The organism is Pantoea sp. K16, from assembly GCF_048452805.1.
Classification (GTDB): Bacteria; Pseudomonadota; Gammaproteobacteria; order Enterobacterales; family Enterobacteriaceae; genus Pantoea; species Pantoea agglomerans.
Map to the genome: position 1 here is coordinate 343,496 of NZ_JBLWNV010000001.1, position 13,681 is coordinate 357,176.

10 protein-coding genes and 1 pseudogene are annotated in these 13,681 nt (G+C 54.9%); 6 read left to right on the top strand and 5 right to left on the bottom strand.

Annotated elements, in window-relative coordinates; all coding sequences use genetic code 11:
* Together ACK13D_RS01650 and ACK13D_RS01655 are read right to left on the bottom strand one after the other, a co-directional pair.
* A complete protein-coding gene (locus tag ACK13D_RS01650) occupies positions 1 to 990 on the bottom strand; it encodes an aldo/keto reductase (RefSeq protein ID WP_158132404.1) in 990 nt (329 codons plus the stop codon).
* Positions 991 to 1,015: 25 nt separating this feature from the next.
* Positions 1,016 to 1,165 (bottom strand): annotated as a pseudogene (locus ACK13D_RS01655) (aldo/keto reductase); the annotation flags it as partial.
* Positions 1,166 to 1,549: 384 nt separating this feature from the next.
* Here ACK13D_RS01655 and parS point away from each other — a divergent pair.
* The 3 genes from parS (at position 1,550) to ACK13D_RS01670 (ending at position 3,663) form a co-directional block, all read left to right on the top strand.
* Positions 1,550 to 1,993 (top strand): type II RES/Xre toxin-antitoxin system antitoxin, encoded by a 444-nt coding sequence (gene parS / locus ACK13D_RS01660; RefSeq protein WP_060678866.1) that lies wholly within the window; start codon positions 1,550 to 1,552, stop codon positions 1,991 to 1,993.
* Positions 1,990 to 2,460: an RES family NAD+ phosphorylase gene (locus ACK13D_RS01665; protein WP_045139959.1), complete on the top strand. Its 471-nt coding sequence runs from the start codon at positions 1,990 to 1,992 to the stop codon at positions 2,458 to 2,460. Before parS ends, ACK13D_RS01665 begins: the two co-directional genes overlap by 4 nt.
* A 171-nt stretch (positions 2,461 to 2,631) precedes the next feature.
* Positions 2,632 to 3,663 carry an AI-2E family transporter gene (locus ACK13D_RS01670; RefSeq protein WP_124890727.1) on the top strand — a complete coding sequence of 344 codons (1,032 nt, stop codon included), beginning with the start codon at positions 2,632 to 2,634 and terminating at the stop codon, positions 3,661 to 3,663.
* Here the strand turns inward: ACK13D_RS01670 and ACK13D_RS01675 are convergent.
* On the bottom strand, positions 3,652 to 6,381 hold the full coding sequence (locus tag ACK13D_RS01675) for a cation-transporting P-type ATPase (RefSeq protein WP_010670601.1): 2,730 nt from the start codon (positions 6,379 to 6,381) through the stop codon (positions 3,652 to 3,654). The two genes, ACK13D_RS01670 and ACK13D_RS01675, sit on opposite strands and share 12 nt — an antisense overlap.
* A gap of 514 nt (positions 6,382 to 6,895) precedes the next feature.
* Here ACK13D_RS01675 and ACK13D_RS01680 point away from each other — a divergent pair.
* Genes ACK13D_RS01680 through ACK13D_RS01690 form a run of 3 tightly spaced genes read left to right on the top strand, consistent with a single transcriptional unit; the run spans position 6,896 to position 12,004 of the window.
* The gene (locus ACK13D_RS01680; protein ID WP_191917354.1) at positions 6,896 to 7,984 is read left to right on the top strand and encodes an efflux RND transporter periplasmic adaptor subunit; all 1,089 of its coding nucleotides are present in this window, start codon (positions 6,896 to 6,898) and stop codon (positions 7,982 to 7,984) included.
* Complete coding sequence (locus tag ACK13D_RS01685; RefSeq protein WP_418795509.1) at positions 7,984 to 11,046, top strand: efflux RND transporter permease subunit; 3,063 nt, start codon at positions 7,984 to 7,986, stop codon at positions 11,044 to 11,046. Before ACK13D_RS01680 ends, ACK13D_RS01685 begins: the two co-directional genes overlap by 1 nt.
* Entirely contained in the window at positions 11,039 to 12,004 is a 966-nt protein-coding gene (locus ACK13D_RS01690; protein ID WP_010246800.1) for an acyltransferase family protein, read from the top strand. Before ACK13D_RS01685 ends, ACK13D_RS01690 begins: the two co-directional genes overlap by 8 nt.
* Here the strand turns inward: ACK13D_RS01690 and ACK13D_RS01695 are convergent.
* Positions 11,990 to 12,682 carry a DJ-1/PfpI family protein gene (locus tag ACK13D_RS01695; protein ID WP_192073021.1) on the bottom strand — a complete coding sequence of 231 codons (693 nt, stop codon included), beginning with the start codon at positions 12,680 to 12,682 and terminating at the stop codon, positions 11,990 to 11,992. The genes ACK13D_RS01690 and ACK13D_RS01695 overlap by 15 nt on opposite strands.
* Before the next feature lie 56 nt (positions 12,683 to 12,738).
* On the bottom strand, positions 12,739 to 13,641 hold the full coding sequence (locus ACK13D_RS01700) for an alpha/beta hydrolase (protein WP_033768728.1): 903 nt from the start codon (positions 13,639 to 13,641) through the stop codon (positions 12,739 to 12,741).
* Positions 13,642 to 13,681: the final 40 nt, after the last annotated feature.

Consider the following 13,681-nt stretch of genomic DNA (forward strand, 5'->3'; position numbering starts at 1 on the left):
TTAACGGCCCACACGAGCCTGATGTTCAGGGGAGTAACGTTCGCCGACGATTTCTATCGTTTCAAGCGTCTCTTGTATCTGCCGCACGTCGTCCTGTGAAAGCGTGATGTCGGCAGCACTCAGGTTTTCATCCAGCCGCTGCACTTTAGTGGTGCCGGGGATGGGAACAATCCACGGTTTTTGTGCCAGCAACCATGCCAGTGCTATTTGTGCAGACGTAACCCCTTTTCCGGCAGCCAGTTCACCCAGTAATGTGACCAGCTTTTCGTTAGCTTCAATTGCTTCAGCGGCAAAACGCGGCACCTTACTACGGAAATCGTCCCTGCCAAATGTCGTTCCTGACTTAATCGCGCCCGTCAGAAATCCTTTGCCTAATGGACTGAATGGCACAAAACCAATCCCCAACTCCTCCAGCAATGGCAGGATCTCCTGCTCAGGCTCGCGCCACCACATTGAGTATTCGCTTTGCAGTGCAGTAACAGGTTGTACGGCATGTGCACGACGAATGGTTTGTGCACCCGCTTCAGAAAGGCCGAAATGTTTGACCTTACCTTCTGAAATCAGGTCTTTCACGGTTCCCGCAACATCTTCGATAGGGACTTCCGGATCGACGCGGTGCTGATACAGCAAATCAATCACATCGGTTTTCAGACGACGCAACGAGCCTTCAACAGCTTTGCGAATATGTTCCGGGCGGCTGTTTAAAATCTGCTGTTTATTGTCCTCACCAAAGGTAAAACCAAATTTGGTAGCGATAACCACCCGGTCGCGTAAGGGTTGTAACGCTTCACCCACCACGTCTTCATTAAGATATGGGCCATAAACTTCGGCTGTGTCGAAAAATGTCACCCCACGTTCAACCGCGGCGCGAATCAGCTCAACAGCCTGACGGGTGTCGGTCGCCGGACCATAGCCATGACTCAGGCCCATACAGCCCAAACCGAGTGCTGACACTTCAAGCCCTGATTTTCCGAGATAGCGTTTTTGCATTATTGAAAGCCTCTTCTGTTGCGTTTTAAACGTCAGGTTTGCGGCCAGTCAGCCACTCCACCATCGCCGGATAGGGATGAGAGAAGAATGCGCTGGTTGCGGAATCAAGCGCCGCAATTTGCAACATATCCTCAGAACTGCGTTCAAAAACGAGGATATTGATGTTCTCTACCATTTCTGAGTTTTACAGTTGGCATGGCGTTATCCTTCAGCCGTTGTGTGTGAAAAGCATAACGTAAAGTGATTAATTGGATTAAGTAGGGTAATTAGCTAGGGCTTATTACTTTTATTCATCAATGATGATTAATCCTGATCTTTGTCTGCCCGCTATTGCAGATTTCGCTCTTTAAGAAACTGGCTCATGAGATCGACAATCTGCACATTATTCAGATCAATAACGTGATATGAATGAAACTCATGAATATGTGTGAGTCGCGACTTGATCTGACACATGCCCCTGAAAGGTTCAGAGTGACCGGTTTTCTTGATTTATCAGATCCTGAAATTTGCTCCCCTCCCACCAAATGGTTATAGTTAAATGACCAATTGGAGGTGACAGATGAAAACATTCAGCTTTTCTGCGAACAAAACCAAGGCGCCACGCTTATGGCAGGCCGCAGGCCTGAACAACGCTGATGGTGTCGCCCTGCTGGGCCAGATTAATGAAGGCCTTGATGGCAACGTAGCTCACCTGATCGTCAACTGGGCGAAGATTACGCAAAATGACCTGCGCAAAATGTCCGGTATTCCCTCCACGACATTCAGCCGAAGCGTGAAAGCGAAATTCAGCGCTGAACAAAGTGAACGACTGGTGCGTATTATCCGTGTCATTGATCGCGCAGTTGAACTGTTCGAAGGTGATAAGGATGAAGCGCAAAAATGGTTGAATGAGCCTAACAGGGCACTGAGCTGGAAAATGCCCGCAGAACTGATGGCGTCTGAAACCGGGGCTTACGAGGTCATGAAATTAATCACGCGCCTGGAGCACGGAGTTTACTCTTGATTCTCTACAGGCTGACCAAGACAAAGTATCTTTCGACAGCCTGGACGGGATTTGGCGCAAAAGAGGCGGGCGGCCGCTGGAACAGCATCGGCATATCCATGGTTTATGTTTCTGAAACAGCATCGCTGACTTTGCTGGAAACACTGGTCCATCTGCACTCAGCACACATCCTGGATGCTTTCACACTTCTGCGCATCGATGTTCCCGATGTGCTGATTCAGACCGCTGATATCACTGAGTTGCCTGCAAACTGGGCTGATGAAGATGCACCGGCAGAACTGGCTGACTATGGAGACGCCTGGTGCTCTGCCTGCGATGCGGTTGCGTTGCGTGTTCCCAGTGCCCTCTCCCCTGTAGAATATAACTATCTGTTAAATCCTGAACATCCCGAGTTCTTCCGGATAGTTCAACAGGCTGAGGCCATTCCGTTCCGGTTTGATCGTCGGCTGAAACCGGATCGTAAATAAACTATCCGGATAGCTTTTGGTCGCGCATTCGTGCGTTGAACAAGGGTCAGGAGCCACCGATGATCGTCTCTTAAGCCCTGAGAGAAGCCTTTCCCCCTCTGACCTGACGCAAAGCACTGAAGCTTAAGCCTCATCTATACTGCAGCTTATCTTTGCTGAAGGAGCCCAATCATGGGACTGAGCTGGTTTACCCTCTGGCCGCCAATGGCACGCGTGCTGTTTATCCTCGCCTGTCTGACCATTATTCTGACCGGCCTTTATCTGGCAGCACCGCTGATCAACCAGGTACTGCTGGCAATGTTACTGGCCATCATGCTTGATCCCCTGATTACCCGGCTGGAAAACAACCGCATACCGCGCATCGTCTCGTCACTTCTGGTGATTATGCTGATGCTGTTGATCATGGTGGTCACTATCCTCAAGTTAACCGTGCTGACGCCCGATTTAATGCAGCTCAGCCGCCAGGCGCCCGTGCTGCTGGCGGCCCGGCTTGAACAGCTGACGCTGGCCTTTGCCCGGCTTGATATCGGTATGACGCCCGACCAGTTGCTGACCTTTGTGGATGCAGGTGCGATAGTGCGCATCGTCACCGCGTTTCTGACGCAAATCCCTGGCGTCATCTCATGGTGGATCATGGTGTTCCTGATGCTGCTGTTTATGCTGTATGAGATGCCGCTGCTGAAAGCTGCACTGCAACAGCGGGTAAAGGGAAAACATCAGGCCTTTTATCTGGCGCTGCAGGAGGGAATTCAGAGCGTGATTGTGTATGCCAGAGTGAAAACGCTGACCAGTATTCTGGGCGGGTTAATCGTGGGCGTCGGTGCGCATCTGATCGGGCTGAAGTTTGCCTTTTTCTGGGGCGTGCTGATGTTCATCTTTAATTACGTGCCGGTGCTTGGCTCCTTTCTGGCCGCGATTCCGCCGGTGATCCAGAGTTACATCATGTTTGATTTACAGATCGCGCTGGCGGTAGCAGGTTTCTTTGTGGTGCTGAACCTCTGCCTGAGTTCGGTGATCGAACCATTGCTGATTGGGAAGCGACTCAATCTGGCGCTGACCACGCAGTTGCTGGCGTTTCTGTTCTGGCAGGCGTTACTGGGGATTACGGGCGGGATACTGGCTATTCCACTGACCTATCTGATTAAAAAGGTCCTGCTGGCGAGCTATCCGCAGCAGGACCCGGAGACAGAATTAACTCAGTGATGGCGTCTTCACCCGCCATGCGCGGGTGAGGCGTTTTTCAATCTCAACTATGATGAAGATCGCGATACTGACAATCAGCGAAATCAGCCAGTAGTTGATCGGCAGTGGACGGGTACCAAACAGCGTGTTCATTAATGGCACATAAATAATGATCGCCTGAAGGACAATCAGTACCAGCGTCACCAGCCAGATACCGCGATTTTTCAGCAGACCGCGATCCAGTGAGAAGCCATCAGAGTTACGGCAGTTAAGCATGTAGGCCCACTGCGCAGTCACCAGCATCTGCAGCAGCACGGTACGGATAAACTCGGCACTGTAGCCACGCGGTTGCAGCCAGGCTTCCAGCACAAAGGCACTGATTGAAATCAGCAGACCGACAAACACCACGCGCCAGATAGCGTAAGCGTCCATCACGTGCGCTTTAACATTGCGCGGTGGCCGGCGCATCGCATTGGCTTCAGCAGGCTCGAACGCCAGACCAAACGACAGCGTGGCGGATGTTGCCATGTTCATCCACAGAATCTGTACCGGGGTTAACGGCAGCAGATTGCCCATCAGAATCGCGATAATAATCAGCAGGCCCTGTGCCAGGTTGGTGGGCATAATAAACAGGATGGTTTTCTTGAGGTTGTCGTAAACCCGACGTCCCTCTTTGACTGCCGCAGCGATGGTGGCAAAGTTATCGTCGGCCAGAATCATATCGGCCGCCTCTTTTGTCACCTCGGTGCCTTTAATACCCATCGCAATACCGACGTTGGCCTGTTTCAGCGCCGGAGCATCATTGACGCCGTCGCCGGTCATGCCGACGATCTCGCCGCTCGCTTCCAGCGCTTTCACCAGACGCAGTTTGTGTTCCGGGCTGGTGCGGGCAAAAATGTCATAGGTTTTTGCCGCGTCCGCCAGTTCGGCGTCACTCATGTGTTCAAGCTGGTAGCCAGTGATAGCAGCCTGGCTGTTGCCGATTCCCAGCATCTGACCGATCGCCATAGCGGTTTCCTGATGGTCGCCGGTGATCATTTTGACGCGAATGCCCGCTTTCTGGCACTCGTCAATGGCGGCAATCGCCTCGGGACGTGGGGGATCCATCATACAGGCCAGACCCAGCAGCACCATGTCACTTCTCAGATCGGCATGATCCAGCGCGGTAACGGGTGCAGAGGTTCTCTTCCAGGCGGCGGCAACGGTGCGCAGCCCTTCGCTGGCGTAGGTGGTGATGGCGGCATCCCAGTACGCACGGTCTATCGGCTCTGCACCCTCCGGTGTTTGCTGCTGCTGACATAGCGTCAGCAGCACGTCTGGCGCACCGGTCAGCAGCACATAAGATTCGCCGTTTGCAACACAGCTGACCGACATATATTTATAGAGGGAATCGAACGGCAGCTTGCTCACCACCTCAACCGGCTGAGGTGTCGTCTGACCCTTCGCCGCCAGCACCTTCAGCGCGCCTTCAGTCGGGCCGCCAACAATCGTCCAGTGTCCCTGACTTTCCTGACGCAGCTGGCTTTCATTACAGGTGTCTACCGCATGCAGGAACTGCTGAAACAGCGGATCCTGTGCCGCAGAGAGTCCACTTGCGTCGCCCTGCTCAGCCACAATCTCCCCTTTGGGTTCATAGCTGTTTCCGCTGACGCGCCAGCGGCTCTTCGCCAGCACCACCGCTTTCACCGTCATCTCATTCATGGTGAGCGTGCCGGTTTTATCGGAGCAGATCACCGACATCGCGCCCAGGGTTTCAACAGTCGGCAGCTTACGGATAATCGCCTGGGTCCGCGCCATCGACTGCACGCCCAGCGACAGGATGATAGAGATAATGGCAGGCAGACCTTCCGGAACCGCAGCAACCGCCAGGCTGATGACGGACAGCGAGAGCTCGCCCAGTGGAATGTCACGCAGCAGATAGCCGAAGATAAACAGGGCGACCATCATCAGCAGGATGATGAAAAAGATCGCTTTACCGAGTTTGTCGATCTGCACCAGCAGCGGGGTTTTAACCTCTTTAATGCCGCTGATCATTTCGTTGATATGGCCCAGCTCAGTATCACCGCCGCTGGCGATCACCACGCCTGCGGCGGTGCCGGAACTGACGGTAGTGCCTGAAAAAGCCAGGTTCAGACGGTCGCCCAGCGATTTTTCACCGCTCAGCGTATCGGTGTTCTTCGACACCACCGTCGACTCCCCGGTGAGAATCGCCTCTTCAACCCGCAGATTATTGACCTCAAACAGTCGCAGATCAGCCGGGATTTTATCGCCGGGGCGTAACATCACCACGTCACCGACCACAATATCGCGCGTCGCGACCGTGACCTGTTTGCCATCCCGCACCAGCATCGCTTCACTGGCGAGCATGTTCTGAATACTTTTCAGTGACTTCTCGGCATTATTCTCCTGAATAAAGCCGATCAGGGCGTTAATGACGGCCACGCCGATAATGACAAAGGTATCGACCCAGTGACCCATTATCGCGGTGATCACCGCCGCGGCCAGCAGAATATAGATCAGCACATCTTTAAAATGCGCGATGAATTTGAGCAGAGCCGATTTCTCAGCTTTTTGCGGAAGGGCATTGGGACCGTGTTTCTGCAGGCGTTCCTGCGCAGTGGCGGTGGATAATCCTGCTGATGAGCTCTGCAGTTCGGAGAATATCTCTGCCACACTACGCTGATACCAGGGGCGCTCAGATAAAGCTAACGCTTTATCCTGCTTATCATTATTTAGCATATATAAACCTCGTGCCATTTAGCGATGAAATAAAGGCGCAATTAAAAGACATGCATTTTGCAGGCAGCCCCTCCTGCAGGTAATGACCGATATCATATTTACGTAAGAAACGTCTGACGAATAACATAAAATGGCTAAATTAAATCTAACCTATATTATGAGAATGACAACGTTGTTTTTGTTTAGCTAAGGTTTAAGTATGCTGATGCAGTGTGCATCGGTTTATACTCTGGCTCGCAAAAGGAAACTCTGATGAAAAAACAGAGCATTATCATGCTTTGCGGTTTCGTTATTCTCGCGGTCGCCGCAACGACTCTGGTGGGCTTACTGACCTGGCTGGTGGTCTCTCAGATGGCGGCGTAAGCCGATTCAGGCGAAGCGGCCCTGCCGCTTCGTTAAACTTATATGACGAAGATTAAAAATAAGTTTATCCCGGTCGCGATAAGCATCAGGGTTTATTACGCCTTAATGCTTATCAAACCGCAGTTTAAAAGCTGATGTTAAGGCGAAGAAAATGATTAAACGCAAGGTTATCCTCATTTTGCTCTGTTGTTTTTTTATGACAGCGTGCGATGAAAAAAAAGAAACGGATGCTCCCCCGCCCCGCGTAATTAAAGTTTTCACCATTGAGTCGGACATCGCTCAAAATATCCGGGTATTTCCTGCGCGTATTCAGGCGGGTGATAATACCGATCTTGCGTTTAAACGGGCAGGCCAGCTGGTACAGCTTGATATTCGTGACGGAACGCCCGTGAAAGCGGGACAGCTTCTCGCTACTCTGAATGATGCAGATGCGAAACTACGGGTACGCGACCGCCAGACTGCACTGCAACTGGCGGAGCGACAATTTCAGCGCTTCAATACGCTGGCCCAGCGCAGCGCCGTTTCAAAGTCTGAAATGGATGTGCAGCGTGCTAATCGCGATGCCGCCGCGACTGCGCTGAAAATCGCACAGGAGGAGTTACAGTTTCTTAGCCTTCGCGCGCCGTTTGATGGCGTGATTGCAAGGGTACAGGCGCGTAATCATCAGGTCGTGGCCGCCGGACAGCCCATTGCGCTGCTGACCCGTGCCGATCTGCTCGACGTCATCTTTACGCTGCCCGAAACCCTCTTCACCAGCCTCGATATCCAGAATATTGACTATCAGCCTGAGGTGCAGTTTAACGCCCTGCCAGGCCGCTTTTTCACCGCACAATACAAAGAGCATACCAGCCAGACGGATGCCGCCACGCTGACCTATCAGGTGGTGCTGACCATGCCGCGTCCGGCTGATCTCCCTGGCGTTGCCGGCCTCAGCGGATCGGTTCGCGTCAGGCTGCATAACCTGCCAAATGCCCCTGCCCGGCCGCGTCTGGTCGTGCCTGCGGCGGCGGTGTTCAATCCCGATCGCAGCCCCACCAATCAGCCGCACGTCTGGCTGGTTGAGCAGGATGGTGAGGCGCTGCGCATCAAAGATCGACCTGTCGAAGTGGGCCGTCTCACCGCCCAGGGCATTGAAATCATCAGCGGGCTAAAGCCGGGCGACCGTATCGTTGCCGCCGGAGTGGGTGAGTTGCGTGACGGTGAAGCGGTGCGCATCTGGCAGCGCGAGCGGGGGTTATAATGCGTATTCAGGAGCATTTTCTTGATAAACCCATTCGCATCTGGATGGTCATTCTGCTGCTGGGCGTGGGCGGCATCTATGCGCTGCTCAACATTGGCCGCCTCGAAGATCCGCTGTTTACCATTAAGTCGGCGGTAATTGTCACCCACTATCCCGGCGCGTCCGCACAGCAGGTTGAAGAGGAGGTAACGCTGCCGCTGGAGAATGCGCTGCAGCGCCTGCCGTCGCTGGACAATGTCACGTCCATTTCTGGCAATGGCCTGTCGCAGATTACCGTTAATATTCATACCCGCTATCTGGCCGATCAGCTGCCGCAAATCTGGGATGAGTTACGTCGTCGGGTCGGCGATGCGGCCCGGCAGTTCCCGCCTGGCGTTCAGGCCCCGCTGGTTAACGATGATTTCGGCGATGTTTACGGCTACTTCTTCGTCATTCATGGTAAAGACTTTACCAACAGCGAACTGCGCAACTATGCCGATCAGCTGCGGCGCGATCTGGTGCTGGTGCCGGGTGTGGCTAAAGTTGCGGTAGCGGGCGTTGAGCAGGAGGAGATCCGCATCGCTCTCTCCGCCAGCAAAATGACCGCCTATGGTATGACGCCGCAGCGCGTCGCCGATCTGCTGAGCCGGAATAACAGTGTTGCCAGTGCCGGAACGCTGCGGGTCGACAGCGAATCGATCCGTTTTCATCCCACCGGCGAACTGCAGACGCTGGACGATCTGGCTAATCTGCCGATTCTGCCCGCTGGTAACCCACAAAACGTGCATCTGCGCGATATCGCCACCCTGACGCGTGGCGTTACCGACAATCCCGCCAATATCTACTTTGCAGACGGTGAAGCGGCTCTGGCTATCGGCATTTCGTTCGCGCCCGGTGTCAATGTGATTGATGTTGGCGACGCGCTTTCCGCCCGAATGGCGCACTACCAGCAGGATACGCCCGCCGGTATCAGTCTGAAGGTGTTCTATAACCAGGCGCATGAGGTGAAACAGTCGGTTGATGGCTTTATCCTCAATTTCCTGATGGCGCTGGCGATTGTGGTGGGAACGCTGCTGCTGTTTATGGGCCTGCGCAGCGGCATGGTGATTGCCGCCTCGCTGACGCTTAACGTGCTTGGCACACTTTTGATCATGTACCTGTTTAAACTTGAGCTGCAGCGGGTGTCGCTGGGCGCGCTGATTATTTCGCTTAGCATGCTGGTGGACAATGCCATTGTGGTGGTCGAAGGGGTCAAAATCGATCATCAGCGCGGGCACCCTTTACAGCAGGCCATTGCCCGCATGGTGCGGCGCACTGCCCTGCCGCTGCTGGGTGCCACGGTGATTGCAATTCTCGCCTTTGCACCGATTGGCCTGTCGCAGGATTCGACCGGCGAATATTGCAAATCACTGTTCCAGGTGCTGCTGATTTCACTGATGCTGAGCTGGGTCACGGCGCTGACCTTAACGCCGGTATTTATCAACTGGAGTGAGAAGCGCCGCAGCACGGCTCAGCCTGAGCAAACTGAACCCTCCACGCCTTATCAGGGCATCGTATTCCGGCTCTATCGTCAGGCGCTGGGCGGCCTGCTGCGTTTCCGCCTGACCACGCTGACGGTAATGGTGGCACTGCTGGCTCTGTCGCTGTATGGCTTTACCATGGTGAAGCAGAACTTTTTCCCCTCCTCCAGCACGCCGGTCTTTTTCACCGATCTCTGGCTGCCCTATGGCACCGATATTCATTACACCGCGAATACGGCGGCGGATATTGCCCGGTTCATTAACCAGGATCCTGAGGTCGCAGCCACGGTCACGACGGTGGGCCAGGGCGCTCTGCGCTTTACCCTGACCTACGACGCGGCACGGCAGTATAGCAACTTCGCCCAGATTATGGTGCGGGTTAAGGATGGCCGACAGCTTGATGCGCTGGCGCTGAAAACCGAGGCCTATATTGAGCAGAACTTCCCACAGGTGAATCAGCGCATCAAACGTATCCAGTTTGGCAGCGCCAGTGACAGCGCCATTGCCCTGCGGGTGATCGGCCCCGATCCCGAAGTGCTGCGCCACATCGGCAGCCAGCTGGATGCCATTTTCCTGGCGGATGGCTCAACGTTTCCGGTTCGCAATGACTGGCAGGAGCGCAGCAAAGTGATCCGCCCGGTCTATTCGGCGCTGCGTGGTCAGGAACTGGGTATCGATAAACGTGACATCGATCAGGCGCTGAGAATGAATTTCAGCGGTGACGCGGTGGGCATTTTCCGTGACGGTTCGCGGCTGATGCCGGTGATGCTCTATCCGGCTGATGAAGAGCGGCAGAGTGTCGATCACATCGAGAATATTCAGCTGTGGAGTGCCGCCCTGCAGCACTTTGTACCCCTGAGCAATGTGATTTCCGACTTCCGGCTGGAGTGGGAGAATCCGCTGATTATGCGCCGCGATCGTACGCGCGTGCTGACGGTGCAGACCGATCCCGATCCTGCTTCAGGGTTAACCTCCGCACAGGTGGTGGCGCGGGTTCAGCCACAGATCGACCAGCTTAAACTCCCGGCGGGCTACCGGCTTGAATGGGGAGGTGAGCTGGAGAGTTCACGTGAAGCGCAAAGCGGGCTACTGAGTTCGCTGCCGGTGGGATTCCTGGCGATGTTCATCATTACCATGCTGATGTTTAACTCGCTGCGCGACGCCGTCGCTATCTGGATCACCGTGCCGCTGGCGCTGATTGGCGTCACCTGTGGCTTTTTGTTCACCGGTATTCCGTTTGGCTTTATGGCGCTGATTGGGCTGCTGAGCCTGTCGGGCATGCTGATCCGTAACGGGATCGTGCTGATTGAGGAGATCAGGCTGTTCCGGCAGGAGAAATCGCTGCAGCTAGCAATTATTGATGCGGCGACCTCACGTCTGCGTCCTATTCTGCTGACCGCCTTCACCACGGTGCTGGGCCTGCTGCCGCTGCTGCGCGACGTCTTTTTCCAGAGCATGGCGGTGGTCATTATTTTTGGTCTCGGGTTCGCGACAGTATTGACCCTGCTGGTGCTGCCGGTCATCTATCGTTGCTTCCATGGTCGGGAGGCGCACGGTGAATAAGAGCGGACTGGCAATGCTGAAGACGCTGGCCTGTATCACCGCCGTCTCGTTTTTCACGCTTTACCAGAGCTACGACAGCTACCATTACGACATTAATCTGACGCTGAACGTGCTGAGTTTTGTTTCGACGATCGCCACGCCGCTCTATTTTCTGCTCAGCGGTTATATTGATGCCGGTGAGCTGCATACACCCGCGTGGCAGCTCGGCAAAATTCGCCGCATTCTGCTGATTTTTATCTTCTGGTTCAGCTTTTTCTGGTTTGCCGGGATGCATCATAAGGGCTATCTGATTCAGCCGTGGTTTGTAATTGCGTTGATTGTGATTTATGTGTCGCATCCGCTGATTGACCGACTCATTCAGCGGCCTGGGCTGATGGCATCGGGGATTTTACTGCTGCTGGTGTTAGCTTTTGCCTATGACCTGCTCGCCAGTCTCTACCCGGGCCAGCGAGCCTTTTCGCTGCTGCCGCAATACCGAATCTGGACCTGGGTGCTCTACTACCTCACGGGTCGGCTGATGGCCGCGCCGCGCGTGATGCAGTTGCTGACATCACCCAGAGTGATAAAGATCAGCCTGCTGCTGCTGCCCGCGGTTTATCTCTTTACCTGGCTGTATGAGCGTCATTACTTTCTTGCGCGCTTTCTGGCGACCAATAACGATGTGGTGCTGACGGGCTCGCAGGTTTATCTGCTGGTGGTGCTGATTGTGATCAGCATTAACGCCATTCGCCTGCCGGAAAAAGTCCAGTGGCTGACGCCGTTTCTGACGACCCTGGGGAAGACCATGACCGGCGTCTATATCCTGCACTATCTGATTTTTGGCCTGCTGGCGGCGGCAATCCGCATCCAGACGCTGGGCGATAAACTGCTGGTCATCGCCCTGACGTTAATCTTCTCAATGGCGCTGTCACTGCTGCTGTTGCGCATCCCCGGCGTCAGTAAGCTAATCAGCCTGTAGTCGCAGGGCGGCTCGTTCGGTTGCCGCACGACGAGTGGCAAGAAACTCAGCCATTTTCGCCCGCGCCTGCTCCACTTCCTGTGGCGATGCGGTATGCGGCGAACCGCTGGTAAACGGCGGTTCAGGATCATATTCCATCTGCAGCTGAACCGATTTCGCCACCGCGTCACCCGCAATTTCTGCCACCAGCGTCAGGGCAAAATCGATGCCAGAGGTCACGCCTGCGCCGCTGATACGATTGCGGTCGCGCACCACCCGTTGACTAACCGGCTCCGCGCCCAGTCGGGCCAGCTGATCGATGGAGCTCCAGTGCGAGGTCGCACGATATCCCTTTAGCAATCCGGCGGCCCCCAGCACCAGCGAACCGGTACAGACCGACGTAACCCACTTCGCCTGATCGGCCTGCTGGCGAAGGAAATTCAGCGTGATGTCATCCGACATCAGGGCGATCTGTCCTGGCCCGCCAGGCACACAGATCACATCCAGTGGCGGACAATCTGCAAACGTAGTGGTCGGCAATATCGACAGGCCGCGATCGGAACGCACCGGCTGAAGATCTTTCCAGATGAGATGGCATTCGACACCAGGCGTGCGCGCAAACACCTCCCACGGGCCGGTCAAGTCGAGCTGAGTGACATCAGGGAACAGCAAAAGACCAATCTGTAGCGGACGATTCATGCGTGAACTCCGGGCAGGTGATGAAACGCCATCATGCCGCGATGCCCGGTCAGATATCAATCCCGACTACCGGAAACTATTTCCAGCGTATCCACCAGCGATGAGGGTAATATCTGGCCGTGACTCTGACCGGCATAACGCGTCAGAATCAGTCTGGCACCGCTCGGGCGCAGGATGTCGGTAAGCGCGCGCTCTTCCTGCTGAAGATCGTCAGAGTGGCCGGTTCGGCGTTCGGTGATGCCATCGCCCTCCATCAGATAGAGCGACAAATGTTTTAGCGGTCCGGCGTCGGCGCGTCGGGCCAGGGTAAGAATGCGCTGATGATTCCAGCTCAGCGAGGGAGCGGCCGCAAAATAATGGCTGAACCAGGCGGCATGAAAGAAGGTGTCCAGCACGAACAGTCCGCCGTAGGAGTGACCCCAGAGCGCACGCCGCTGCGGATTACTGGGCGCAATGCGTTCTGCCCACGGGACAATTGTGTTCAGCAGCAGCTGACGAAACTGATGGCTGCCTCCGCCTTTGCGGCCATGAGGCTGAGTGACCAGAGTATCAGGCGCATCATTGGGTGGGGTGTAGTCGTAATTACGCGCCACCACATCAAAGGGCAAATGGGTGTCGTAACCCACCGCGACCAGCACTGGCGGCGTGCCGCTGCTCAGCTTTTTAAGCAGAGGTTCTGTCAAATGTGCCATCGCCGCATTGCCATCCAGTAGCCAGAGCACCGGATAGCCGCCTGGCGGCGCATCGCTTTTGGGGATAGCAAGCCACACCCGATAGTGCCGTTCCCCATCCTGTGAGACAAACTTTTTACTCTGGAAGCGATACCAGGCGGAGCCTGTGTCGGCGATGTTCTTGCCCAGCGGACGCATATCGGGTCGGGCAATAGCCGGAACGGCGGTTAAACCGGCTGTCATCATGGTCAGCAGCATCAGGAGGAAACAGGTACGGATAGTGTTCATTCAGCAATCCCTGCAAGGTTATCGGGCTAATCACGCCTGA

Bases quoted from the DNA above. Each gene is read 5' to 3' on its own strand.
- ACK13D_RS01650 (WP_158132404.1), bottom strand. From the start codon at position 990: ATGCAAAAACGCTATCTCGGAAAATCAGGGCTTGAAGTGTCAGCACTC.
- parS (WP_060678866.1), top strand. From the start codon at position 1,550: ATGAAAACATTCAGCTTTTCTGCGAACAAAACCAAGGCGCCACGCTTA.
- ACK13D_RS01670 (WP_124890727.1), top strand. From the start codon at position 2,632: ATGGGACTGAGCTGGTTTACCCTCTGGCCGCCAATGGCACGCGTGCTG.
- ACK13D_RS01675 (WP_010670601.1), bottom strand. From the start codon at position 6,381: ATGCTAAATAATGATAAGCAGGATAAAGCGTTAGCTTTATCTGAGCGC.
- ACK13D_RS01680 (WP_191917354.1), top strand. From the start codon at position 6,896: ATGATTAAACGCAAGGTTATCCTCATTTTGCTCTGTTGTTTTTTTATG.
- ACK13D_RS01685 (WP_418795509.1), top strand. From the start codon at position 7,984: ATGCGTATTCAGGAGCATTTTCTTGATAAACCCATTCGCATCTGGATG.
- ACK13D_RS01695 (WP_192073021.1), bottom strand. From the start codon at position 12,682: ATGAATCGTCCGCTACAGATTGGTCTTTTGCTGTTCCCTGATGTCACT.
- ACK13D_RS01700 (WP_033768728.1), bottom strand. From the start codon at position 13,641: ATGAACACTATCCGTACCTGTTTCCTCCTGATGCTGCTGACCATGATG.